This window comes from Clostridium cochlearium, assembly GCF_900187165.1.
Classification (GTDB): domain Bacteria; phylum Bacillota; class Clostridia; order Clostridiales; family Clostridiaceae; genus Clostridium_G; species Clostridium_G cochlearium.
This window is the reverse complement of record NZ_LT906477.1, coordinates 1,143,952-1,167,109: the sequence shown is the minus strand read 5'-3', so window position 1 is coordinate 1,167,109 and position 23,158 is coordinate 1,143,952. Positions and strand designations below refer to the sequence as shown.

24 protein-coding genes are annotated in these 23,158 nt (G+C 28.9%); 21 read left to right on the top strand and 3 right to left on the bottom strand.

The genetic code is table 11. From position 1 onward, the window contains the following. Positions 1-4: 4 nt before the first annotated feature. The 3 genes from CKV72_RS05645 (at position 5) to mgtE (ending at position 3,011) form a co-directional block, all read left to right on the top strand. On the top strand, positions 5-817 hold the full coding sequence (locus CKV72_RS05645) for a MetQ/NlpA family ABC transporter substrate-binding protein (RefSeq protein ID WP_089866235.1): 813 nt from the start codon (positions 5-7) through the stop codon (positions 815-817). Positions 818-908: 91 nt separating this feature from the next. Next, positions 909-1,448, top strand: coding sequence for a pyruvate kinase alpha/beta domain-containing protein (locus CKV72_RS05640; RefSeq protein WP_095177717.1), 540 nt, complete (start codon positions 909-911; stop codon positions 1,446-1,448). Between the two features lie 219 nt (positions 1,449-1,667). Continuing rightward, positions 1,668-3,011 carry a magnesium transporter gene (mgtE, locus tag CKV72_RS05635; protein WP_095177716.1) on the top strand — a complete coding sequence of 448 codons (1,344 nt, stop codon included), beginning with the start codon at positions 1,668-1,670 and terminating at the stop codon, positions 3,009-3,011. 39 nt (positions 3,012-3,050) lie between these two features. Here the strand turns inward: mgtE and CKV72_RS05630 are convergent, their stop codons facing one another. Then, positions 3,051-3,347, bottom strand: coding sequence for a P-II family nitrogen regulator (locus CKV72_RS05630; RefSeq protein WP_089866242.1), 297 nt, complete (start codon positions 3,345-3,347; stop codon positions 3,051-3,053). Positions 3,348-3,360: 13 nt separating this feature from the next. Continuing rightward, a complete protein-coding gene (locus CKV72_RS05625; RefSeq protein ID WP_169712348.1) occupies positions 3,361-4,059 on the bottom strand; it encodes a DUF1538 domain-containing protein in 699 nt (232 codons plus the stop codon). A 777-nt stretch (positions 4,060-4,836) separates the two neighbouring features. Here CKV72_RS05625 and CKV72_RS12270 point away from each other — a divergent pair. After that, the gene (locus tag CKV72_RS12270) at positions 4,837-5,736 is read left to right on the top strand and encodes a ferritin-like domain-containing protein (protein WP_181814542.1); all 900 of its coding nucleotides are present in this window, start codon (positions 4,837-4,839) and stop codon (positions 5,734-5,736) included. A 454-nt stretch (positions 5,737-6,190) separates the two neighbouring features. On the opposite strand, the gene ytaF is transcribed toward CKV72_RS12270, so the two are convergent. Continuing rightward, a complete protein-coding gene (gene ytaF / locus CKV72_RS05615; protein ID WP_095177714.1) occupies positions 6,191-6,790 on the bottom strand; it encodes a sporulation membrane protein YtaF in 600 nt (199 codons plus the stop codon). A 147-nt stretch (positions 6,791-6,937) separates the two neighbouring features. Between ytaF and CKV72_RS05610 the strand changes: the two genes are divergently transcribed. The 17 genes from CKV72_RS05610 (at position 6,938) to tkt (ending at position 23,134) form a co-directional block, all read left to right on the top strand. Beyond that, positions 6,938-7,375, top strand: coding sequence for an RrF2 family transcriptional regulator (locus CKV72_RS05610; protein ID WP_169712347.1), 438 nt, complete (start codon positions 6,938-6,940; stop codon positions 7,373-7,375). Between the two features lie 63 nt (positions 7,376-7,438). After that, positions 7,439-8,359, top strand: coding sequence for a cysteine synthase A (gene cysK / locus CKV72_RS05605; protein WP_095177713.1), 921 nt, complete (start codon positions 7,439-7,441; stop codon positions 8,357-8,359). Positions 8,360-8,704: 345 nt separating this feature from the next. After that, positions 8,705-9,184: a Na+/H+ antiporter subunit E gene (locus tag CKV72_RS05600; protein WP_157726540.1), complete on the top strand. Its 480-nt coding sequence runs from the start codon at positions 8,705-8,707 to the stop codon at positions 9,182-9,184. Further along, on the top strand, positions 9,174-9,446 hold the full coding sequence (locus CKV72_RS05595; protein WP_157726539.1) for an MrpF/PhaF family protein: 273 nt from the start codon (positions 9,174-9,176) through the stop codon (positions 9,444-9,446). The genes CKV72_RS05600 and CKV72_RS05595 overlap by 11 nt, the downstream gene beginning before the upstream one ends. After that, positions 9,443-9,766, top strand: a complete 324-nt coding sequence (gene mnhG, locus CKV72_RS05590) for a monovalent cation/H(+) antiporter subunit G (protein WP_206152106.1) — start codon at positions 9,443-9,445, stop codon at positions 9,764-9,766. Before CKV72_RS05595 ends, mnhG begins: the two co-directional genes overlap by 4 nt. Further along, a complete protein-coding gene (locus CKV72_RS05585) occupies positions 9,753-9,992 on the top strand; it encodes a hydrogenase subunit MbhD domain-containing protein (protein WP_089866258.1) in 240 nt (79 codons plus the stop codon). The genes mnhG and CKV72_RS05585 overlap by 14 nt, the downstream gene beginning before the upstream one ends. Next, positions 9,989-10,267 (top strand): hydrogen gas-evolving membrane-bound hydrogenase subunit E, encoded by a 279-nt coding sequence (gene mbhE, locus CKV72_RS05580; protein WP_089866260.1) that lies wholly within the window; start codon positions 9,989-9,991, stop codon positions 10,265-10,267. Before CKV72_RS05585 ends, mbhE begins: the two co-directional genes overlap by 4 nt. Then, positions 10,268-10,696, top strand: coding sequence for an MnhB domain-containing protein (locus CKV72_RS05575; RefSeq protein ID WP_089866262.1), 429 nt, complete (start codon positions 10,268-10,270; stop codon positions 10,694-10,696). It begins immediately after the preceding gene. Position 10,697: 1 nt separating this feature from the next. Next, complete coding sequence (locus tag CKV72_RS05570; protein WP_089866265.1) at positions 10,698-11,063, top strand: sodium:proton antiporter; 366 nt, start codon at positions 10,698-10,700, stop codon at positions 11,061-11,063. Beyond that, positions 11,060-12,532: a complex I subunit 5 family protein gene (locus tag CKV72_RS05565; protein WP_089866269.1), complete on the top strand. Its 1,473-nt coding sequence runs from the start codon at positions 11,060-11,062 to the stop codon at positions 12,530-12,532. Before CKV72_RS05570 ends, CKV72_RS05565 begins: the two co-directional genes overlap by 4 nt. An 11-nt stretch (positions 12,533-12,543) precedes the next feature. Then, positions 12,544-14,004: a complex I subunit 5 family protein gene (locus tag CKV72_RS05560; protein ID WP_089866272.1), complete on the top strand. Its 1,461-nt coding sequence runs from the start codon at positions 12,544-12,546 to the stop codon at positions 14,002-14,004. Between the two features lie 15 nt (positions 14,005-14,019). Beyond that, entirely contained in the window at positions 14,020-15,969 is a 1,950-nt protein-coding gene (locus tag CKV72_RS05555; protein WP_095177712.1) for a complex I subunit 5 family protein, read from the top strand. A 128-nt stretch (positions 15,970-16,097) separates the two neighbouring features. Continuing rightward, a complete protein-coding gene (locus tag CKV72_RS05550) occupies positions 16,098-16,874 on the top strand; it encodes a hypothetical protein (protein ID WP_089866278.1) in 777 nt (258 codons plus the stop codon). A gap of 12 nt (positions 16,875-16,886) precedes the next feature. Further along, a complete protein-coding gene (locus tag CKV72_RS05545) occupies positions 16,887-18,005 on the top strand; it encodes an ATP-binding protein (protein ID WP_089866281.1) in 1,119 nt (372 codons plus the stop codon). 37 nt (positions 18,006-18,042) lie between these two features. Then, the gene (locus CKV72_RS05540; protein WP_242955747.1) at positions 18,043-19,419 is read left to right on the top strand and encodes a vWA domain-containing protein; all 1,377 of its coding nucleotides are present in this window, start codon (positions 18,043-18,045) and stop codon (positions 19,417-19,419) included. A 557-nt stretch (positions 19,420-19,976) separates the two neighbouring features. Beyond that, the gene (locus CKV72_RS05535) at positions 19,977-20,846 is read left to right on the top strand and encodes a YitT family protein (RefSeq protein WP_095177710.1); all 870 of its coding nucleotides are present in this window, start codon (positions 19,977-19,979) and stop codon (positions 20,844-20,846) included. Between the two features lie 299 nt (positions 20,847-21,145). Continuing rightward, on the top strand, positions 21,146-23,134 hold the full coding sequence (tkt, locus tag CKV72_RS05530; RefSeq protein ID WP_095177709.1) for a transketolase: 1,989 nt from the start codon (positions 21,146-21,148) through the stop codon (positions 23,132-23,134). The last annotated feature ends 24 nt before the right edge of the window (positions 23,135-23,158 follow it).

Here is a 23,158-nt window from a genome sequence, read left to right as displayed (position 1 = left end):
AAAAATGAAAAAAGTAGCAATTTTATTATCAACAATTATACTATCCATAGGACTTTTAGGATGTGGAGGAGAAAAAAAGGAGGCACAAGATACTAAAAGCGATAAGAAGAAAATAGTGGTAGGAGCATCACCAACTCCCCATGCAGAAATATTAGAAGTAGCAAAAGAGGAGCTAAAAAAGGAAGGATATGAATTAGAAATACAACCTTTTACTGATTATCAAATTCCAAATAGAGCCTTAGAAGAAAAGCAATTAGATGCAAACTATTTTCAACATATTCCATTTTTAGAAGAAACAATTAAGGCAAAAGGATATAAATTAACTTATGTTGCCAAAGTTCACATAGAACCAATGGGATTGTATTCAAAAAAGATTAAGAAGATTGAAGATTTAAAAGATGGAGCAGAAATAGCTATACCAAATGACCCATCCAATGGAGGAAGAGCATTAAAAGTTTTAGAAAATGCAGGTATAATAAAATTAAAAGATGGAGAACTTGTAACAAAATTAGATATTACAGAAAACAAGAAAAATATAAAAATTACAGAAGTTGATGCAGCACAACTTCCTAGAGTTTTAGATGACGTAGATGCATCAGTTATAAATACAAACTATGCAATTGAAGCCTCATTAAATCCTCTTAAAGATGCTATAGTAATTGAATCAAAAGATTCTCCTTATGTAAATATATTAGCAATTAGAGAAGAGGACAAGGATAAGGACTATATAAAGGCTTTATCAAAGGTTTTAACTTCAGAAAAAGTTAAAAAATTTATAGAAGAAAAATATAATGGAAACATTATTCCAGCATTTTAGCTAAAATTAGGAAACAACTCTTTTTACAAGAGTTGTTTTTTGTTGTATCATAGTAGTATAAATGAGTATAATATATAGAGGAGGAGTTTTTATGTATTTTAAAAACCCGGGCATAGAAAACACAGAAAAAACTATAGAGCTGGCAATTAAAACTGCGAAAGAAAGGTCTATAAAACATATAGTAGTAGCATCAACCAAAGGATATACTGCAAGATTATTAAAGGATTCTGGATTAGATGTAACGGTTATTACTCATGTATATGGTTTTAAAGAACCAGGAAAACAAGAAATGCCACAAAATATAATAGAGGAATTAAAAGGTTATGGTTTTAAGGTGTATGCTGGAACTCACGTATTATCTGGAGCAGAAAGAGCTATATCTGGTAAATTTAGCGGAGTAAATCCAGTGGAAATAATAGCACATTCTCTTAGAATGCTAGGGCAAGGTGTTAAAGTTTCAGTAGAAATATCCACTATGGCTCTAGATACTGGCTTAATTCCTTATGGAGAAGATATAATAGCTATAGGAGGAAGTAAGGAAGGAGCAGATACTGCTGTTATAATAAGACCTGCTCATGCCAGTAAAATATTTAATACAAAAATTAAAGAAATAATATGTAAACCTTTATAATAAGTTGATATATATGCCATAATGTGATAAAATTTTTTTGAAGCTACAGTAAAACTTAGATTCCATAATATAGGGGAAAACTAAGTTTTATTTTTTGTTATGAATTAAACTGATAGGAAGAAAGAAGGTGGTAGTTATGGAAGATGAGCCAGGGCCTATTAGATCTAAATATATAAACCATAACTATAAAGGTTTGGTGATGCTTAGGAGTTGATAAAAATGAAAACAGAATTTGAAGAAATAATATCTCTTATTCGTGAGAAAAAGTTTCATAATGCAAGAGAAAAAATTTTAGAATTAAATCCTGTGCATATATCAGATATTATTGAATGTCTTGATATATCAGAAGCTATTTTAGTTTTTAGAATGCTTCCAAAGGATATGGCAGTGGATGTTTTCAATTATTTGGAAACGGACTTTCAAACAAATATTATAACTGGTATTACTGATAAAGAAATAAAGCACATAATAGAAGAAATTTATTTTGACGATATGATTGACCTTTTAGAAGAAATGCCAGCTAATGTAGTAAAGAAAATTTTAAAATATTCAAATGTAGAAGAAAGAAAGCTTATAAATGAATTTTTAAACTATCCAGAGGACTCAGCAGGAAGTTTAATGACTATAGAATATGTAGACTTAAAAAAGGATATGACAGTAAGAGAAGCATTGCAACACATAAAGGATACAGGAGTTAACAAAGAAACTATTTATACATGCTATGTAATAGATAAACAAAGAAAATTAGAAGGAATTATATCTTTAAGAAAATTAATATTAAGTGATTATGATTTATTAGTTGAAGACATAATGAAAACAGACATAGTATTTGTAAATACTAATTCTGATCAGGAATATGTGGCTAATGTGTTTAAAAAATATGATTTGTTAGTAATGCCTGTAGTTGATAACGAAAATAGATTAACAGGAATAATTACCATAGATGATATTATGGATGTTATAGATCAAGAAACTACAGAGGACTTTCAAAAGATGGCTGCTATGGCCCCATCAGAAGAAAAATACTTGGATACTAGTGTATGGACTCTAGCTAAGAATAGACTTACTTGGTTGGTAATACTTATGGTATCTGCAACTTTTACAGGGAATATAATAAAAAGTTTTGAAGATGTACTTCAATCAGTTGTGCTATTAACAGCATTTATACCAATGCTTATGGATACTGGTGGTAATGCAGGATCTCAGTCTGCTACTTTAATAATAAGAAGTATAGCCTTAGGAGAAGTTCAAGGTAAAGATATTCTTAAGGTAATATGGAAAGAATTAAGAGTAAGTTTAATAGTAGGTTTTAGTTTATCTTTAATTAATTTTGCAAGAATATACTATTTAGAAAAAACACCTTTTGAAGTAAGTTTAACAGTATGTATAACTTTATTCTTCACTGTTATTTTATCTAAAATAGTAGGTGCTATATTGCCAATAATAGCTAAAAAAATCAAAGTGGATCCAGCTATAATGGCTAGCCCTCTTATAACAACTATAGTAGATGCTACTTCACTTATTGTGTATTTTTCAGTTGCAAAAATGTTGATGGGAATTTAACTTTTATAAAGCAAAAGTAATAGGAATAGGATGAATAATTCATCCTATTCCTATTACTTTTGAAAGTGGAAAGGTAAACAAAATTCCTTTTCCCGGTTTATTAAGGCCACCTTTTTCTACTAAAGTATTAATTATTTCTTCAGAACGACTATCTTCAGATAATATTATGATTATTTCTTTAGAAGACTCTATATGAAAGTTGAAATATTTTTTTATTTCTTCATCACCAGTACCTCTTCCATAAAAGATAGTTGCACCTTTTGCACCAACTTTTTTTGCTTGTTCAACTAAAGAATTAGCTTTTCCTCTTTCAACAATAGTAACAATACAAATCAAATAAAACCCTCCTTTACTTTGATAAGATTCCTAATATAAGAACAGATATAACAGGGCCCATAGAAGTTAATCCTATTATACCAAAAGCATTTAATAAGGGGTCTGAATTTTCTAAAGTTCTTGAAAGCCCCAAAGCTATAGTTAAATTTAAAGGTATATTTACAGGTCCAGTAGTGGAGCTTGCGCAGTCAAAAGCTATACCTATTATTTGTTCAGGTGCAAATATACACAGTATTATTGAAAGAACTAAAAGAGGTAATACAATCTTTGAAGTTTGAATACTGTACATTATTTTATATACTCCAGCAGATAAACCAGCTCCAAAACCAATAGCTACAGTATAAATTAAAACTTTTTTAGAAATAGCACCTATAGATATTTCTTCAACTTCAGCAGCTAAAGTGGCTAGTGCAGGCTCAACTAAAGTAGTTGAAAATCCTATTATAAAAATAAGTAAAATAATTAACCACTTATTATCCAAAGATACTAAATTTTCACCAACGGATTCACCAAGAGGTAAAAGAAAAATACTTGTGCCCTCTAAAAATAAAAAAAGACCTAAAGTTGTTAATATCATTCCAAAGGTAAGGCTTTTTACATTTTTCATAGGTTTTTTAAATAATAAAACCTGTATAAGCACTAAAAATAAAGTAATTGGCAATATGTTTTTAAAAGTATCAAAAAGTCCCTTTAGAATATAAGAAATTTTCACACAATCCCTCCTAAGTTTTATTTATAAAACAATATTTAGTATATGTAAATAATAAATGGAATGGACATACATTATTATTATAGCATAAAGGACTATTTAATTAAGAATGAACAATGAATAATGAACAATTAAGGAGGATTTTAGAGGACAGAGGACAGAGGACATAGGACAATGAAGGAGGTTCTTCTTCCTTTCGTCAGAAGAACTTTAATTTTATTAGTTATAATTGAAAATGGAAAGTGGAGAATTGAAAATGAAAGACACTTTCCTTCGTTGCACTCAGAAAAGTTTTAATTTTATTTTGTTGGCTCGTTTGCTTCGCTAAACATCGCTTATTTAGTTAAGAACTGCTTAATATATAAATCATACAATTAAAATTTTTTTGTAATGCTAATGGAGAAAAAATATCCGAAATTGTTCACTATTCACTGTTAGTTGTTCATTAATAAAAGGGCTCGTTCGCTTCGCTGAACATCGCTTATTTAGTTGATAGCTGCTTAATATATAAATCATACAATTAAAATTTTTTCGTAACGATAGAGGAGAAAAGATGTCAATCATTGTCCTCTGTCCTCTGTCAATTGTCAAATGTAATAACAGTGGAGAAAAAATAACCACAATTATTAATTCTTCATTGTTCATTATTCATTGCAAGTAATTTCCTGGGAAATTATAAATAATTTGCTACGAGAAAATAATAAAATAATAAAATAGGTACCAAATAGATGTGATAATCATATAATGAAAGTGTGTAAAAATTCATTTGTGGAGGAATATATGAAAAATTATAATATGCAGTATTGTAATCCTATGTGTGGTAATTGGAGTAATTGGGGCAATAATCATGTAGACTATTGCGCGGACTATGGAAAGGATTTTTCAAGGGAGGGTTTAAAAAGATCTCTTGAAATGATAAAGGATGCTGTAGAAGGGGAAAGAGCGGACGAAAAGGAATATGAATACTTAATATCTATGGCACCAAATAAGGAACAAAAGGAAATAATAAAATCCATAAGGGATGACGAAAAAAATCATGGAAGATGGTTTAGGGAAATATACATGCATTATACTGGAAAAGTTATTTGTCCTAAAAAAGATGAAGATATTAAGAAACCTAAAAGCTATTTAAGAGGTGTCAGAAAGGCTTTATTTGGAGAAATGAAAGCTATGGAAAAATATAGATTGATTAGATCAGGTCTTCCAAACAGATGCGATAGAGATATTGTTTTTCAAATTTTAACAGATGAGATTAAACATGGTATATACTATAATTACATTCTTTTAATGAATCTTTGTAGAAAGTCTAAAAGAATGAGAGGCGAAGAAGGAGATAACATTCCTGTTATAGATACTATAGACGATATGGAAGATATGGACTTTGTAGATAATATAGATGATATGGAAGATACAGATGTTATAAACAATGTAGATGATGACTATAGTGAAGAGGATGTCAATGTTGAATTCTTTAGATCTAATGATTTATTTGAAAATATATCTCCTTTAGTAGATAGAGCATTACAAGAAAAAGATATGGGACTAAATTTAGAATATTTATTCTCTAAGTTTATTCTATCCGGTGCATTAGTAGGAGAAGGAAAAGCCCCTGAAGAAGCTCTAAGAGAAGTAGAAGGATGGCAGGAAAATGAAAATTCTAATATATTTATAAGAGAATAGTTAAGATAAAAAAGCTTGCATTTTATTGTGCAAGCTTTTTTATCTAATGAACAAGTAATAATGAATAATGAACAATTAAGGAGGATTTTAGAGGGCATAGGACAGAGGACAATTGACATAGGACAATGAAGGAAGATTTTCTTCCACTACGTTACAGAAAATCTTAAATTTTATTTGATTTGTGAAAGATAGTTGTACTATGGAAAACTCGTTCAGCAAAGCTGAACATCGAAGATATCTTAGATTTATCTAATATATAAAGGTTTAGTTTTAACTAAACCCAAAGATCTTATAAAATTAAAAACTTTTCGTAACAATAGTGGAGAAAAGTTATCAATCATTGTCCTCTGCCCTCTGTCAATTGTCAAATGAACTGTCCTCTGTCAATTGTCAAATGTCATAACAGTGGAGAAAAACTATCCACAATTATTCATTGTTCATTGTTCATTATTCATTAACTAAAAAGTTCCCATATTCCAAGTAAGATTATTAATACATAAGAAGAGATTTCTGCAATTTTATTATTAAAACTATAAGCAGAAACTTTTTTCCCAATAAAGCATCCTAATTTTAAAAAAGTTAAACTAAATAAAAAGGATAGAAAGGATGTGATATAAATGTTTAATCCTATAATACTTGCCATTATACCAAGGCCTATGTTGTTTAAGCAAAGAAAAACGCCAAGGTATATGGCTTCTTTGATTTCTATATTTTTAGATGAGTCAAAGTCCATTTTTTCAGGGTTTTTTAAAAGAGTAGAATAGGAATTCTCTTCTTTTAATTTATCTTTTTTTCTCAAACTATTTATTAGTAAACATATACCTACCAAAACAAGAAGTAAGCTTCCAAATTTATTAGCCTGTGTAGGTGATATATAATTAATTAATTTAGCTCCTGGTAACATGGATAAAAAAGTGCCTAATCCACTTATTAAAGCAACCAGTAAATTACTTGAAAAATTTATTTTTATTTTATTTATACCATAACTTATACCAATTATGAAACTATCACAACTGGATGATATTGCAAAAATCAATATAGATAAAAAACTCATAGTAAATTCTCCTTAACATATAATATAGTCATAATTTTATGTTATGTATGTATGTAGAAATTTGATATAAATTATTGACAAAAAAACTTATATGGAATATAATCATACTAAACATATAGGATTAGTAGTAAATAAGAGGTGACATTAATGGAAATTTCAACCAAAGGTAGATATGGATTAAAAGCTATGGTGAATATAGGAGTGTATTCTTCTTTAGAAAATGTTACTAAAAAAAGTATTTCAGAAAGAGAAGATATATCAGAAAAATATTTAGAACAAATTTTGTCTGCTCTAAGAAAGAATGGTTTAGTGAACAGTAAAAAAGGGCCTCAGGGAGGATATACTTTAGCAAGAAATAGCAGTGAAATAACTGTAGGAGATATATTAAGAGCCTTAGAGGGAGAATTGCAAGTAGTAAATTTAGAAGAATACGATGATAGTAATATTATGGAATTATGTCTTAAAAAAAATGTTTGGAATAAATTAAATAAAGAAATTAACAATTTAGTAGATTCCATAACACTAGAAGAATTAGTACAGGAATATAAAGCATATAAAAATCCAGGTTATATGTACTATATATAATAATTTTTTAGCCCAATACCTATTTAATCTATAGGTAAACTAAATAAAAAGGAGAGATAAAATATGAGAGTATACAATAATTTAATAGAACTTATAGGAAGGACACCATTAGTTAAACTAGAAAAATTTGAAAAGGTAAATGAATTAAATTCAAATATAATTGCAAAGGTAGAATATTTTAATCCTTCAGGTAGTGTAAAGGATAGAGCAGCATTAGCTATGATAGAAGAAGCAGAAAAAGCTAATTTAATAAATAAAGATACTGTAATAATTGAACCAACCAGTGGTAATACAGGTATAGGTTTAGCTTTGATTTGTGCAATTAAAGGGTATAGATTAATATTGACTATGCCAGAGACTATGAGTGTAGAAAGAAGAAATATATTAAAAGCTTATGGAGCTGAAGTGGTTTTAACTGCTGGAAATATGGGAATGAATGGTTCAATACAAAAGGCAGAAGAACTAAAAGGTGAAATGGGAAATGCCTTTATTCCACAACAATTTAATAATCCTGCTAATTCAGCTATCCATAAAGTAACTACTGCAAAGGAAATATTAGATGATTTAGATGGTAAAGTAGATATTTTTATTGCAGGAGTTGGAACTGGTGGAACAGTAACAGGTGTAGCAAAAGGATTAAAAGAATACAATAAAGATATAAAAATTGTAGCAGTGGAACCAGAAACTTCAGCTGTTATGTCCGGTGAAAAACCAGGTCCGCACAAAATACAAGGCATAGGCGCAGGCTTTATTCCAGAAATAGTAGATATGAATGTAATAGACGAGGTATTTAAAGCACCTAATGAAGAATCTATAGAAATGATGAAACAAATAGCTAAACTAGAAGGAGTATTTGTAGGAATATCTTCAGGAGCAGCATTGTATGCAGCAAAGGAAATAGGAAAGAGAGAAGAAAATAAAGGTAAGAATATAGTGGTGTTATTGCCAGATACAGGCATGAGATATTTATCAATGAATAACTAATAATGAATAATGAACAATTAAGGAGGATTTTCTTCCGCTTTGCTATAGAAAATCTTTAATTTTATTTTGTTGGCTCGTTCAGTAAACTGAACATCGCTGCATCAGCGATTTATTATCGCTTTATTTTAATAAAATAATGGCAACAAGGACTATTGAATAAAATACCATTCAATAGTCTTTTATTTAGTTAAAGATAAATATTATAGCTTAATATAATTATTAATTTTTTAATTATACTAGAATTTTTTTATATATTTTGTTATAAAGATACAAAAAATGTAGACGAATATGCATAAAATTTGTTAAGATATTATTAAAATAAAAAAGGAGGGGAGGAAATCTAAAGTGAAAATTTTAACAATTCACTTGTATTTGATATTTTGGCTTATATTAGCACAAAGATTTACGTTGGAGACAATTATATTGGGATATGTTATATCTTATTGTGTTTTTAAATTTAATGAAGAAATGTTATGTATAAATATTAACTTTAAAAAGTGTAAATATATATTGATTTACTGTTTTTGCCTTGTTAAGGAAGTATTTAAAGCAAACTTTCATGTAGCTAAAATAATATTAAGTCCTAAAATGAATATATCACCAAGGGTTGTAAGTTTTGAGACAAAAATCAAATCAAATTTCTTAAGAACTGTTTTAGCCAATTCTATAACCTTAACACCAGGAACTTTAACTGTTAATGTACAAGACAATATATTTACCGTACATTGTTTGGAAGAAAGCAATATAGAGGATTTGGAGGATTCTAATTTTGAGAAAATCCTTTTAAAATTTGAAGAGAGTAAGGATGATGAAAGTGAATCATAATGTATTAGTTTTTGCTATACTCTTTTTATCTATTACAATTATAGGTTGCATGTATAGAGCTGTAAAGGGACCAAGTGCTGCAGATAGATTAGTGGCTGTAAATGTAATAAGTACTAAAACTATAATACTTATTTTATTGGTATCTTTTATATTAAATGAATCTTATTTTATAGATGTAGCTTTAGTTTATGCCATGATAAGTTTTGTAGCTACATTAGTTATTGCAAATTTCATACATAAATTGGGAGGAAGTAGCAAATGATAATAACCATAATAGGTGGAATTTTTATATTAGGAGGTCTTTTCTTTTTTCTAGTGGGAACTATAGGAATATTAAGGTTACCAGATGTACTTACAAGAATACACAGTGCGGCTAAATGTGATACCTTAGGTGTATTTTTAACTTTAACAGGTCTTATTATATGTAATGGTTTTAAAATAACTTCATTAAAACTACTATTAATACTTGTATTTATATGGATAACCAATCCTACAGCCACTCACTTAATAGGAAAGGCTCAATATAGTGTAAATAAATCAGAGGCAACAGAACACGGGGTGAAAGAGAATGAAAATATTTAGCATAGCAATGTTGTTATTTTTAATAGCATCTTCCATTGCAGTTTCATATGTAAAAGATCTATTAGGTGCTATTATAATATTTACAGTATATAGCTTAATTATGGCAATACTTTGGCAACAGCTTAATGCCCCAGATTTAGCAATTACTGAAGCTGCAGTAGGTGCAGGTATAACAACTATACTGTTTATTATAACTTTAAATAGAGTTAGGGGTGTAAAAAAATGAGAAAGCTAGTAGCAGGCATTATTTCTGTAGCATTGATTGGAATTTTATTATTAGGTGTAAAGGATTTACCTGAGTTTGGGAAAGGTCAGCCTCCTACTCATGGAAAGGTTTCTAAATATTACATAGAAAATAGTATAAAAGAAACTGGAGCCACTAATATAGTTACAGGAGTAATTTTAGATTATAGAGCTTTTGACACTTTTGTAGAAGCCAGTGTTTTATTTACATCCGTTGTAGCAGTTATGGCAGTTTTAAAAAAGGACGTGGAACATTAAATGGAACATAAAGAAGATATTATTTTAAAAGAGGTCTGTAAATTTATAATACCCTTTATACAAATATTTGGTATATACATCATATTCCATGGACACTTAAGTCCCGGTGGAGGATTTGCAGGAGGAGCTATTATAGGAGTAAGTTTTATTTTATACAGGATAGTTTATGGTAAAAAAGAAGCGGATAGAAAAATAAGCTATTCAACTCTTATAAAAGTGGCCTCTATAGGTCTTATTTTATATGGAAGTATGAAGGGATATAGTTTTATAAGTGGTGGAAGTTCTATGCATTGGCCATCACCTCCTTTAGGCAAAGAGGGTAATATTATTAGTGCAGGATTTATTCTTCCTCTTAATATTATAGTCGGAGCATTGGTAAGTATAACTATGTATTTTTTATTTAGTCTATTCAAAGAAGGAGAAATATAGCATGGAAAAACTATTTTTAAATTATTATGAAACAGCAGCTATTGTTTTATTTGGTGTAGGTTTTGTAACACTGCTTTTAAACAATAATTTAATAAAGAAAATTATAGGATTAAACATAATGGATACTGCAGTTTTTTTATTCTTTATTGCAAAGGGATATATAAATGGAAAAGAAGCTCCAATTGTAGTAGGTGAATTTAAGGGGGTAGAATCCTATATAAACCCAATTCCTACATCTCTTATGCTTACAGGAATAGTTGTAGCTGTAAGTACCACAGCCTTTGCATTAGCCTTAACAATTAAAATATATGAAAAATATGGAACTATAGAATTAGATGAGATATTAAAAAAGGAGGACACTCAATGATACCGATAGATAGTTTTCCACTTATATGCATTTTATTATTGTTTTTATTAGGACCAATTATAATTCTAACTAAAAAAATTTCCATAGTAAAAGCAATGAGCTTTACATCTTTTATAATTTGTTTTTTATTATATGCAATTACTTTTAAATATGTACAAATAAATGGGGATTATTTTTATAAAATAGGATATTACAATGCTCCCTTTGGAATAGAATTTCATGTAGGATTAGTAGAACTAATTATAGGAATGTTATTTTCCTTTGTAGCAACAATGATAACCTGGTATTCAATATACAGTATAGAACATGATATAAAAAGGGGGAGAGTACCTTTTTATTATTTCTTAGTTAGTCTTTTAGTAGGTTCTTTACTAGGCATGGTTTTTTCAAACGATATATTCAATGTATTTGTTTTCATTGAAATAGGCAATTTAGCTTCTTGCGGAATAGTTGTAATAAAAGATAAAAAAGAAAATATAAAAGCAGGAATGAAATACCTTATAATGAGTTGTTTAGGGTCTGGTCTTGTATTAATGGGTATAGCATTTCTTTATTCCATTACAGGTCACCTAAATATGACATATATGCACAATGAATTAGTGAAAAATTACATAAATCATAAAAATTTAGTACTTATAAGCATGGGACTTTTTACTGTGGGACTTGGAGTTAAAAGTGCAATGTTTCCACTACATACATGGCTTCCTGATGCCCATTCTAGTGCGCCAACAACTTCTAGTGCTTTTTTATCATCATTGGTTTTAAAGGGTTATGTAATATTTTTAATAAAAATGCTATACAGGGTTTTTGGAATGGATTTATTAAGAGAATTTTCCATACTTAAGGTAATACTTATATTAGGATGTGCTGGTATGATATTTGGATCTCTATTTGCTATAGGTCAAAAGAATTTCAAAAAAGTCATAGCCTATTCTACAGTAGCACAAATGGGATATATTTTCTTTTCATTAGGTCTTGGTACAGAAATGGGGTTTGTAATAGCTATATTTCACATAATTGGACATGCGATAACAAAGTCTGCTCTATTTTTATGTGCAGGAGATATTATTAAGGGAACAGGAGAAAAAGATTTGGATAAATTAAAGGGCGTAGGTATAGAAATGCCTTATACATTGATTTTATTTTTTATAGCCTCTTTGTCTATGATAGGAATTCCACTTCTTCCAGGCTTTATTAGTAAATGGTATTTATCATTGGCATCTATTGAATCCCAAAGGCCTATTTTAATAGCCATAATATTATTAAGCAGTCTTTTAAACGCAGTATACTATTTCCCTATATCTATAAATGGTTTTTTTGGAGAAGAAAATTTAAAAGATAAAGTATATAAAAGTAAAAATACGCCTATAGTTCAACTATTACCTATAATTATTTTGGTTTTTGCAATGATATATGTAGGAGTAGCATCTAGTAGTATAATAGAACTGATAAAAATAGGTTTAGTTTAGGAGGTTACATTTTGAATACAGCAATAATTTTAATACCTATACTTTTTCCAATGGTTATGGCTCTTTTTATAGGTGTTGGAAAGTTTAAAGAAAATATTAGAAATGCTATAGCGGCAATAACAGTATTTTTAAATCTATTCTTTGTAATATATATTTTTAAAAGCATGGGACAAATTTCTTGTACAGTACTAAAAATAAATGAGTTTTTAGATATTTATTTAAAGATAGATAAATTGAGCATGTTCTTTTCATTGTTAGTAGCTGTGCTTTGGGTATTTACTAGTTTTTACTCTATGGAATATATGAAACATGAGGGAAAAGAAGATAGGTTTTTTGCTTTTTTCTTAGTAACTCTAGGAGTAACTTTGGGTATATCCTTTTCAGGAAATTTAGTAACACTATATTTATTTTATGAATTGTTAACACTGGCAACTTTTCCTTTAGTTATTCATTCAGGAACTGGAGAAGCTTTAAAAAGTGGTAAAAAGTATTTAATATACTCCTTTGCAGGAGCTACCTTTGTGCTTTTAGGCATGATACTTTTATTTAATGTAACTAATGTATTAGATTTTTGTCCTAAGGGCATTATAAAGGATTTTAATCTAAATAAAACTTTAATATCCACAAGTTACATAGTTATGTTTTTGGGTTTTGGAGTAAAAGCGGCTTTAGTGCCTTTTCACTCTTGGCTTCCAAAGGCCATGGTGGCACCAACACCTGTAAGTTCCCTACTTCATGCAGTAGCCGTAGTAAAATCAGGGGTATTTGCTCTTGTAAGAATTACATATTATGTTTTTGGTGCAGAAATAGTAAAGCAAATACATGGAAGAAAATATCTATTGCTATTTGTAACTATATCCATACTTATGGGCTCTTTTTTAGCACTTCATCAAAGTAATTTAAAAAAGAGATTGGCCTATTCAACTATAAGTCAATTAGGATATATACTTTTGGGAATACTAATTTTAAATGGAAATTCCTTTGTAGGAGGGCTTTTACATTTAATAAACCATGCTGTTATAAAGATTACATTGTTTTTTTGTGTAGGTACAATAATGTACACTAGGGGAAAAACAAGTATATATGAAATAAAGGGTATAGGAAAGGAAATGCCCTATACTATGTGGTGTTTTGCCATATCCTCTATATCATTAATTGGAATACCTCCAACTAATGGCTTTGTAAGCAAGTGGTATTTAGCGCAAGGTGGACTTTTAGAAGGAAAAGTAATTTTCCCTGCTATATTATTAATTAGTGCTCTTTTAACAGCTATGTATTTAATGCCTATTATAACTGTTGCTTTCTTTAAAAAAAGTGAAGAACACACCTTAGGGGAAAAAATAGAAATTAAAGAAGCACCATTAAAAATGTTAGTACCAATAATGCTTATAACTTGTATAACCATAGTACTAGGGTTATACCCTAATCCAATATTAAATTTCTTAATGGAAATATCCAAAGAAGTTATATAAAAGGGAGGTGTTCTTTTGAATTATATATTTTACATAATACTTATAGTTCCTTTACTTGCATCTATAGTAGGCTTTGTTATAGGAAGATATAATGAAAAAATAAGAGATAGATTTAATATAGCAATAACATTTATAGTTTTTTTAGCTATTACTTATATATTTCCACAGGTATATAATGAAAGTATAGAGCTTTTTATAAAAAATATAATGGGAACTGGATTATCTTTAAAAATAGATATGTTTAGATATATTTTTATTTGGTTAACTTCACTAATTTGGTTTTTAGTTACTGTTTATTCTGTTCAGTATTTAAATAGTTATAAAAATAGAAATAGATATTATTTATTTTTTATGCTTACTTATTGGAGTACTTTGGGAATATTTATTTCAGAGAATTTATTGAATTTATTCACTTTCTTTGAAATCATGTCCCTTACATCCTATCCGCTAATAATTCACGATGAGGATGAATACTCCCATGAGGCAGGAGATACATATATAATAATGGCGGTAACTGGGGGACTTGTGCTGTTAATGGGACTGTTTTTACTATTTGATTATACCCAAACCCTAGAAATGAGTTTATTAAAAAATTCCTTAGACAGTTTAGGAGGTATTAAATATGCTATAGTTTCATTAATTGTATTTGGATTTGGCATAAAGGCAGGTATGTTTCCACTTCATATATGGCTTCCTAAAGCTCATCCAGCAGCACCTGCTCCAGCTAGTGCAGTTTTATCAGGAGTGCTTTTAAAAACAGGAATATTCGGTATTATGATAACATCACAAATAATAACTCCTAATGATAAAAATATTTCATTGGCTATTTTAATATTAGGATTTATAACCATGTTTTTAGGTGGATTTTTAGCACTATTTCAGCGTAACATAAAAAGGATACTTGCATATAGTAGTATGAGCCAGATGGGATATATTTTAGTTGCCATAGGACTTATGGGTATATTAGAAGAACATAAATACATGGCTTTTTATGGAGCCACATATCATATTATAAATCACATGATATTTAAAGTGCTTCTATTTATGGGAGCAGGAGTTATATACATGTATCTACACGAACTTAGCATAAATCATATAGGTGGATTTGGTAAAAATAAAAAACTACTTAAATTTCTATTTTTTATAGGGATTTGTGGAATTACAGCTATGCCAGGCTTTAATGGATTTATAAGTAAAAATATAATTCATCATGCACTAATTGAAAGCAAGATGCTATACAAAAGTTTATGGATAAGCTTTGCAGATATTATATTTGTACTAAGCAGCGGATTTACTGTAGCCTATTTATTAAAAATATTTATGGCTTTGTTTATAGAAGAAGGTGTGGCTAGCAACTATAAAGGAAAAATTAAAATAAGTAAAGTAACCTTTTTCCCTATGATAATACTTGCATTTATGACTATATTCCTTGGTGTTAGAGGGGATTTAGTTATGAAAATACTATATAAAAGTGCAGAAGCTTTTAATATAGAGGCTCACAGTATTGGAAACTTTTATTCTATAGGAAATATAAAATCTTCTATGATATCAGTTATAATAGGAGTTTTAATATATAAATTTTTTATAAAAAAGGTTTTAAGAAAGGGAAATGGCAACAATTGGTGGTACGAAAATATAGCTTTAAATTGGTTTAGTTTAGAAAAAAACATATATATACCAGTTCTAAAGAGTGTTATTCATTATAGCAGTTTAATATTAAGGGTTTTTGATGAGGGCCTTTTGAATTTAATATATGGTATTAATTATTTATTTAGAAAAATTGGAGAAAAACAAATAGACCTTACATATAAATATAAAAGACATTTAGACAAAGAAAATCAAAGCAAACAAAAAAGTTTAAATGAAAGTTTTTCAAAAACTATGAATATGATGAGCAGTATAACCTATTCAATCTATGTATTTGCCATAGTGCTTATTATATTGCTTATGATATTAATATTTTAGCTTTATAATTGTAAATTAAGATTAAAGGAGAATGTGTATTTTTTAATATATATTCTCTTTTATAGTGTAAAAAAATAAAAATATGGTAAAATATAATTAATCATAAAATAATAGAGGTGGCTTAAATGATGGATAATGAAAAGATAATAGAATATATTAAAAGAGATCCTTATTACATAAAATCTGTAGAAAATCCCACAGAGGAAATGGCAAGGATTGCTATATCACAAAAACCTAATTTAATAAAATTTATAAAAAATCCAGGAGAAGATTTAAAGTGGCAGGCATTAAAATCTAATCCATGGATTATTGAGTATATAGAAAATCCCACAGAAGAAATGTGTATTTATGCAGTAGAAAAGGCTTGGAATACTTTAGAGTATATAAAAGATCCTAGCGAAAATACAATTAAAGCTGCTATAAAAGGTAAGGGATGGGCTATACAATTTGTAAAAAATCCATCTTTAGAAGTTCAAAAGTTAGCGGTAGAAAAGGATGCGGATTCTATAAAGTATATAAAGGATCCTAGTGAAGAAATAAAAATTGCGGCTGTTAAAAAGGATTGGACTTCTATAAAATATATAGAAAACCCTTCCTTTAGAGTACAATTAGAAGCTGTAAAAGCAAATGAGCAGGTTATGAATTATATAAAAGATATTACAGAGGAAAAGGTAAGAGAATTTTTAAAGGTGAATTTTAAAGTTGTAAAATACTTAAGTAAGGATTATGAGGATTTATCAAAAAAAGTTGTTATAGAAGAAATAGCTAAAGAAGATGTAGAAAGGGAATTTGTTTTAGATTTTATAAAAACTGAAGCTTTAAATATAGATAAATTTAGTTTTATATATAAGTTTGGAAGCATGAAAGCAAAAGGAATTTTTGTAGATTATAATTTAGGTATGTAGGGAGTGTATTAAATGAATTTTAATGAAGTGCTAATGGCAGTAGAAATGGTTATAAAAACAGGGGAGGTTCCTTTAATAATAGGAGAGAGCGGTATAGGTAAAACCTCATTAATAAGGGAATTAGGTAATAAAAATAATTATTATGTGGTAAATATAGATGGTAATCTTTTAAAAGAAGGAGAAATAGGAGGACTACCTACTGTAGAGGAATATGTAATTAAACATACAGGGGAAAAGATAAAAAGAACAGTATATGCAGTTCATACAAAGCTTGTAGAAATAGACAAGGCTTTAGAAGAAGATAAAAATAGAAGGGTATTACTATTTATAGATGAAATAAATAGATGTGAACACAGTGTGCAACAGGAGCTTATGAACATAATATTAAATAGGGAAATAAACGGATATAAATTATCTCCAAGAGTAGATGTAATAGCGGCAATGAACCCATCAAATAAATATGATTCTTTTCAATATACAGATTATCAAGTAGTGGATATGGATCCAGCCCAGGAAGATAGATTTGTTTGGATAGAATTAGATGCAGATGTGAATACATGGATTAAATGGGGCATGAGAGAAGAAGTTAATATAAATAAGGACATACTTCAATTTATAGCATCCTTTCCAGAATATCTACATAACCCAAGTTCCCAGGAAAGTATAAAGGCCACTCCAAGGAGTTGGGAAAGAGTTTCAAAAGCCTATGATGTGTATATGAGGGAAAAATATCCAACTAAAATATTTTACAATGTAGTTAAGGGAAATATAGGGGAAAGTATAGCCCAAGATTTTATTAATTTTATAGAAGAAAACAAAAGGCCTTTAATAACCCCAGAAGAAATATTTGAAAATGAAGAAATACATAAAGAATTAGAAAGAAGAATAAAAGAGGAAAGCCATTCAAGACTTTACCTAGAAGCTAAAAATGCTTTGTCATATATAATGGATAGTGAGAATAAACATAGAGACGTGAATATATTTTCTAAACTTATACAGCTGTTTCCATCAGATTTAAAGATGGGTATTATGCAGGAGATTAAATTTAATTATAAAGACATATATAGTGAATTTTTAGAAAATGAAATTTTTATAGATGGATTTTTTAAGATGTTTCAGGATTTAAAATAATAGGGAGATGATTAAATTAAATAATAAATTTGAAAGCTTGAGAAGAGAATTATTAAAAGATGCATATAATTTAGAGGATAAAGTAACAATAAATGGACAATTTAAAAAAAGATTTTTTTATTTAATAGAACTTACTACCTTTTCTTTAATGAAGGGAGAGAATAATTTTTTTGGACTATTTTCTATGCAAATGAAAAGGGAAATAAATACTAAACTACTGTGGCCAGTGGGAACTACAGTATCCCTATCTCATTTTGTATTGCATTTTAATCCATTTTTATTTTTGAATTGTAGTCTAGAGCAAATGAAAGCTCTTATAAAACATGAAATATATCACATAATGTTTGGACACATTAAACGACAAAAGCAGCTTATAAAAAAGTATAGCAATTTTATAGTAAACACAGCTTTAGATATATCTATAAATCAATACATTGAAAATTTACCACCTTGGTCATCTACTATAGAAAAAGTTAATTTATCTTTTAAGTGTGATTTACCCTATGAAAAAAATGCAGAATACTATGCAAAAGAGATAAAAAAAGCTATGGATAAGCTGACAACTGAAGATGGTAAGAAAAAAATTACAAATGAAGAAGCTATGAAGAATTCAACAAATGTAAAAATTGAAGAGTATAAAATAGAAAATGCTCATGATATTTGGAGTTTAAATAAGGATAATTTTGATTTAGAACATTTAAAAGAGCTTACTAAAAAAACTGCTAATAATGCAAGTAAAGGAAAAGCCCCAACTTCTATACAAAAGGCTTTAAAAGATTTAAACAGAAAAGCTGAAATACCATGGAATGAATATCTAAGAAGAATTATTGGAACACAACCTATGGGATATAAAAAAACAATTACTAGAAAAGATAGAAGACAACCAAATAGATTGGATATAAGGGGAAAGTTACCAGATCACAAAATAAAACTATTGATAGCTTTAGACATAAGCGGCAGTATGAGTGATGAGGATATACAAAAGGTTATGGTAGAAGTATTTGATATTGTAAAAAATTATTCTTCAGACATAACAATAATTGAATCGGATAATACTATAAGAAGAGTTTATAAAGTGAGAAGACAAGGAGATGTTAAGAAAAAATTGGACACTAGAGGTGGAACTGCCTTTTCACCGGTATTTCAATATATATATGATAATAAACTAAGAGATCATATTCTAATATATTTTACTGACGGCATGGGAGAGGAAAAATTAAAAGTAAAGCCTATAAATTGTAAAACACTATGGGTGCTGACAGGTGCCGAAGAAACATTATCTTTAAGGGAACCCTTTGGCGAAATAAAGAAATTATCTGGTAAAAAAGTTAAAAAGAATGATGTAACCATTGCGCTCCAAGATATGAAGGAAATAATAAAAGACTGGGCTTGTGCAGCAAACCAATACATTTGATTAGTGAACAACCTTTTTTAGTGAACAACTAACAATGAATAATGAACAATTTAGGGGGATTTTCTTCCACTACGTTACAGAAAATCATTAATTTTAGAGGATAGAGGATAGAGGACAGAGGACAGAGGATAGAGGACAGAGGACAATGAAGGAGGTTCTTCTTCCTTTCGTCAGAAGAACTTTAATTTTATTAGATATAATTGAAAATGGAAAACTCGTTCAGCGAAGCTGAACATCGTTGTTTTAGTGAAGAGTTAATAGTTTAGGAAATTATAAAAAAAGGGCTCGTTTGCTTCGCTAAACATTGCTTGTTTTAGTGAAAAACTGCTTAATATAAAAATTATATAATTAAAATTTTTTCGCAACGATAGAGGAGAAAAAATATCCACCATTGTCCTCTGTCAAATGTCAATTGTCAAATGTCACGATAGAGGAGAAAAAATATCCATAATTATTCATTGTTCATTCTTCATTATTCATTGTCAAAAAGGGGGGGCTTTATTTATTTGTCAAAATGTACTATTATTAAATAGATAAACTTTTAAGGGGGATAAGAATTGAAAAGCAGTAAGTATTTAAATAACTTGAGTGTTAAAAATATATTTTTTATAATTTTGGGTTCATTAATATCTGCAATAGGTATTAATACTTTTATAGTAAATGCAAGTTTATTAAGTGGAGGAGTGTCAGGATTAGCCTTAATATTAGAATATACTCTGGATATACCTACCGGATATTCTGTGCTGTTAATAAACCTTCCACTTTTGTATTTAAGTTATAAAAAAATGGATACAAAGTTTACTATAAATACTATAATAGGAAGTGTATCCTTGTCTATTATGCTTATATTAACAAGACCACTTCAAAAAGCAGTAGTTTTAGATGATATTTTATTATTGTGTATATATGGTGGTATACTAAATGGTATAGGTGTGGGATTGAGTTTTAGTAACCAAGGATCTACAGGAGGATTAGATATAGTTTCTTCTGTAATAAAGAAAAAATATGAAAACTTCGATATAGGTAAAATTTCCTTTGCATTTAATTTCTTAATAGTAGTTGCAGGTGCTTTTATATTTAATATAAAAATTGCATTATATACTTTAGTTTCAATGTATTTAACTGCTACTATGATAGATAAGGTAGTAAAAGGATTCGATAATAAAGAAAAATTAATATTTATAATAACAGAAAAAGAAGTAGAAGTAAGTAAATGGATAATGGATGCCCTAGGAAGAGGAGTAACCTTTCTAAATGGAGAAGGTGCCTATACTAGTAAGGAGAAAAAAGTTTTATATTGTGTGGTTTCCCTATCTCAATTACCAGAATTAAAACATATGGTAAAAGAAATAGATAACCATGCTTTTATTTCTATATTAGACGTTTCAGAAGTACAAGGAAAAGGCTTTAAAAAAACTACTACGTAATTTTTTAATGAACAACTTTAATTAATGAACAACTAACAATGAATAATGAACAATTAAGGATATTTTTCTTCGTTACACTCAGAAAAATTTTAATTTTATTTAGCTTGTTGAAGATAGTTGTTCTATGGAAAACTCGTTAAGCTAAGCTTAACATCGAAGATATTTTATTTACAAAAGTTTAGCTTATCTAAAATTATTCATTGTTCATTCTTCATTATTCATTAAAAGGTGCTTTGCACTTTTTTAAGGCTTTTTTGTGATATACTATAACTTGAATAACGAAAGGAGTATGCAAAAATATGAAAAATTTAGACACTAAAACAATTAATACTATTAGAATTTTATCAGCAGAAGCAATACAAAAGGCTAATTCAGGTCATCCGGGGTTACCTTTGGGAGCTGCTCCTATGGCGTATACGCTATGGGCTAAAAATATGAAACATAATCCTAAAAATCCTAATTGGATTAATAGAGACAGATTTGTGCTATCAGCAGGACATGGATCTATGTTGATATATTCTTTACTTCATTTATTTAATTATGGTTTAACTATGGAGGATCTAAAAAACTTTAGACAATGGGGAAGTAAAACACCGGGTCACCCAGAATATGGTCATACTGTTGGAGTAGAAACTACTACAGGACCACTTGGTCAAGGTATAGCAAATGCTGTAGGTATGGCTATGGCTGAGGAATATCTTGCAGAAAAATTCAATAAACCTGGATATGAATTAATGAATCATTATACATATGCCCTTGTGGGAGATGGATGTTTAATGGAAGGAATATCCTCTGAAGCTGCATCTCTTGCAGGAACTTTAGGATTAGATAAATTAATAGTTTTATATGATTCTAATAATATTACTATAGAAGGAAATACAGATATAGCATTTACAGAAGATGTAGCTGGAAGATTTAAAGCATATAATTGGCAAGTTATAAGTGTAGAAGATGGAAATGATGTAGAAGCTATAGATGAGGCTATAAAAGAAGCAAAAGCAGATAAAGAAAGACCAAGTATTGTAATAATCAAAACTGAAATAGGATATGGATGTCCTGCAAAACAAGGTAAGTCTTCAGCTCATGGAGAACCTTTAGGAGAAGACAATTTAAAAACAACAAGAGAGTTCTTAAAGTGGACTGATGAAGAAGAATTCTTTGTTCCTAAAGAAGTTAGAGAATATATGAGCAAAAAAGTTGAAGAATTATCAAAAGAAGAAGATAAATGGAATAAATTAAAAGAAGAATACGACAATAAGTACCCAGAATTATCAAAGGAATGGGAACTTTGGTTTAGTGGAAAAATAGAAAAGGATCTTTTAAATGATGAAGATTTTTGGAAGTTTGAAAAGAAGATGGCAACAAGAGCAGCTTCCGGAGAAGTTATTAATAGATTAGCAGATGCTGTTCCAAATCTTATAGGAGGATCTGCTGACTTAGCTCCATCTAATAAGACTTATATGAAGAATAGAGGAGATTTTTCAAAGGAAAATAGAAAAGGATCTAATCTACACTTTGGAGTAAGAGAACATGCAATGGCAGCTATTGCTAATGGTATGTATTTACATGGCGGATTAAAGGTATTTGTTTCAACTTTCTTTGTTTTCTCAGATTATATGAAACCATCAATGAGATTATCAGCTTTAATGAATTTACCAATAACTTATGTGTTAACTCATGATAGTATAGGTGTTGGAGAAGATGGACCAACTCATGAACCAATTGAGCAATTAGCGTCACTTAGAAGTATTCCAAATATGACAGTATTTAGACCAGCAGACGCAAAAGAAACAGCAGCAGCATGGTATTATGCTATAACTAAAGAAGATGGTCCAGTATCTTTAGTGTTATCAAGACAGAACCTACCTCTATATGATGAAACAGGTAAAGATGCCCTAAAGGGAGCATATATATTAAAAGATGCTGAAGATAAAAAACCAGATATTATTTTAATGGCTACAGGTTCTGAAGTAGAACTTATCTATGAAGGAGCTAAAGTATTAGAAGAAAAGGGAATTAAGGTAAGAGTTGTAAGTATGCCTTCTTTAGAATTATTTGAAAAACAAAGTAAAGAATATAAAGAAGAAGTTTTACCTTCAAATGTTACAAAGAGATTAGCAGTAGAAGCTGCATCCTCTTTTGGATGGCATAAATACCTAGGATTTGATGGAGATATTTTATCCATAGATCATTTTGGAGCATCAGCACCGGGATATGTATTATTTAAGGAATTTGGATTTACTGTAGAAAATTTAGTGAAAAAAGCAGAAGAAGTTTTAAATAAATAATAATTAATGAAAGTCCATGAATAT